The 2,168-nt window shown below is 55.9% G+C and carries 4 protein-coding genes; 1 reads left to right on the top strand and 3 read right to left on the bottom strand.

All coding sequences use genetic code 11. The features are described 5' to 3' along the window. Positions 1-183 precede the first annotated feature (183 nt). The 3 genes from FBZ99_RS32935 to FBZ99_RS32945 all read right to left on the bottom strand — a co-directional run bounded on the left by FBZ99_RS32935 (position 184) and on the right by FBZ99_RS32945 (position 1,322). Positions 184-387 (bottom strand): CsbD family protein, encoded by a 204-nt coding sequence (locus FBZ99_RS32935; protein ID WP_145637467.1) that lies wholly within the window; start codon positions 385-387, stop codon positions 184-186. Between the two features lie 136 nt (positions 388-523). Continuing rightward, on the bottom strand, positions 524-1,111 hold the full coding sequence (locus FBZ99_RS32940; protein ID WP_145637469.1) for a hypothetical protein: 588 nt from the start codon (positions 1,109-1,111) through the stop codon (positions 524-526). Then, complete coding sequence (locus FBZ99_RS32945) at positions 1,104-1,322, bottom strand: hypothetical protein (protein ID WP_145637471.1); 219 nt, start codon at positions 1,320-1,322, stop codon at positions 1,104-1,106. Before FBZ99_RS32945 ends, FBZ99_RS32940 begins: the two co-directional genes overlap by 8 nt. 496 nt (positions 1,323-1,818) lie before the next feature. Between FBZ99_RS32945 and FBZ99_RS32950 the strand changes: the two genes are divergently transcribed. Then, positions 1,819-2,168, top strand: a 350-nt coding sequence (locus FBZ99_RS32950; RefSeq protein ID WP_442966534.1) for an ATP-dependent DNA ligase, incomplete at its 3' end; no start/stop codon positions are given.

Consider the following 2,168-nt stretch of genomic DNA (forward strand, 5'->3'; position numbering starts at 1 on the left):
GCACGCCCGGCAGCCCGGACTCCAGGGAGCGGGCCGTCATGAAGGCGCGCGAGATTTATGAGCCGGATCGGCTTATTGATCGGTTGAAGGTGAAGAGTAGGAATTTCCAGTGATCACGAGACGGCCTTTGAGCTAAGTCGCGATCCTCGCGAAAGGACCGGCTAGGCCGGTCCTTTCGACTTCTTACCAGGTTTGGCGGCCATACCAATCGTCAACGTCCGATTTGGCGCGGTCTTTTGCAAGGCCATAGCGCTCCTGAATCTTGCCTTCGAGTTGATCTCGCTTGCCGGCGATTTGATCAAGATCATCGTCAGTAAGCTTACCCCACTGTTCCTTGATCTTGCCCTTAACCTGCTTCCAGTTGCCTTCGACGCGATTCCAATCCATGGCAATTTCTCCTTTTCGGTTACCAAGGATCAATGCCCAAAGATGCGAATTGTTCAGTTCTAAGCGCCAGTCATCGCACTAAGTCGAATCTTCCGAATTGATTTTCGGATGTATCCGCGTCGTCTTTGGCTAACAGTCACGCGACTTTCGCGGCAAGCATTTCGTTGATGCAATCTTCGTTCCGCGCTTCCAATTGCTGCATCGGAAAGGCTCTGATGAAGATACGGATCGTCTCGTCGAGATCGGTGCCGGATTGGGACCAGCCAGGGCCGCAACTGACCTGCTCGCTGGCAAGATCCTCGACCTCGAACAGACCGCAGGTTTCGCCGGCCTCGTCATCGACGGCAAGCTGAAGCGTCCCGAAACTTCCGCGTTCGTCATTCCAGTAAACCGAAATCTCGAGAAACCGGATGCCCAACCGACTTCCGACCTCCGTCAGCAGCAAGCCATGAACCTCATCCGTCGCGAGCGACTTCGGCTCATCCCAACAAAGTTCCTCGTCCAAGGTCGGATAGTCCATGACGTTTTCCAGCAGGTCGCGCATCCTGCCGAGATGACGCAGCATGTCTGGCGACTTGCCACGGAAGCCGGGTCGGTCGTCTCTGAACGTATCGAAGGCATGCCGGCCCAAATAGCCGACGAAACCATAAAGCGCCTGCGCTTCGTCCTGGCTTATGGTGAGAACACCATCTCTCGGTCGTGGATCTCTCGAATATTCAACCATTGCTTCCTCCTTCGCTTTCGAACCTTGGAACCCAGCCGCGGGTAAAGCCGACGCTCATTCCGGCTTCGCAGAGAGCCAATTGCCCGCGGACGAACTGCAGCTCGGCGAGCAGAGCTCCGATCGTTGCGTGAGCATCGCCTTCGAATAAGTCGAGCACGGAGGTCACCTGGTCGAATCGCGGTTCATTTGTCTGAGCGGCTACGGCTGTCATGAGGCAAAAAGTCTCCTGCACCCCTAGAATCACAGGGGTTTAAACTGCTGATCTGTCGAAGTGGAATTGCGCGGCCGGTGATCGTCCCGGCAATTTGTTCTTATTATGTTCTCATTGTGGATTGAGTCAAGAGCGCATTCATTCTGTCGGGAGCCAGAGGAGCGCCAGCGAGTTCCGAAGCACCCGCGGCGTTGGCTTACGCCACGCAAACCAGGATGAGATCGCTGCCCTCAGGCCGTTTCGAAACCGGCGCACGAGACGGGACGGCTTTCGCAATGATAAGCATGCGGTGACCATCGCGAAAAATGTAATTAGGAATTGGGAAGGTGGATTATCGATTGGGAAGTGGTCCGAAAATCAAGGCGCAACCTAGCTGGATCGTTCACGTCTCGGCGCCCCAGCTTTGGATGCGGTAACGGCTAGCTAAGCCGAATGCTTTTCTGCCGAGATGAGGAAAGACTCGACTCATCAAGCTTTCTCTGTTGCACTGTTTTCCATGACGAAGTCCCCGCGTAAGTCATCAAAACCCCTTCTCGCCGCCTCGGAACTGCCGCTGCGAAGCAGGGCGCGCAAAGCGCGTGATCCAGACCAACCGCAATTGCCGCTCGATCCAATGCCGGAGCGGATCGAACCGGCGTTAGCGCTTCTGAAGTCGGAAGTCCCGAAAGGGCCGCAGTGGCTCTATGAGATAAAATGGGACGGCTATCGGCTTGCTATCCACGTTGAACCCAGCCATACGCGCATTCTTACCCGTGGAGGGCACGATTGGACTGATCGCTTTCCGACGATCGCCAAGCAGGCGGCCGACTTCGGCACGACGATGATCCTTGACGGAGAGGCGGTCGT

The organism is Rhizobium sp. ERR 1071, from assembly GCF_007828675.1.
GTDB lineage: Bacteria > Pseudomonadota > Alphaproteobacteria > Rhizobiales > Rhizobiaceae > Rhizobium > Rhizobium dioscoreae.

Excerpts from the sequence above, each read along its gene's own strand:
- FBZ99_RS32935 (WP_145637467.1), bottom strand. The coding sequence starts at position 387 with ATGGATTGGAATCGCGTCGAAGGCAACTGGAAGCAGGTTAAGGGCAAG.
- FBZ99_RS32940 (WP_145637469.1), bottom strand. The coding sequence starts at position 1,111 with ATGGTTGAATATTCGAGAGATCCACGACCGAGAGATGGTGTTCTCACC.
- FBZ99_RS32945 (WP_145637471.1), bottom strand. The coding sequence starts at position 1,322 with ATGACAGCCGTAGCCGCTCAGACAAATGAACCGCGATTCGACCAGGTG.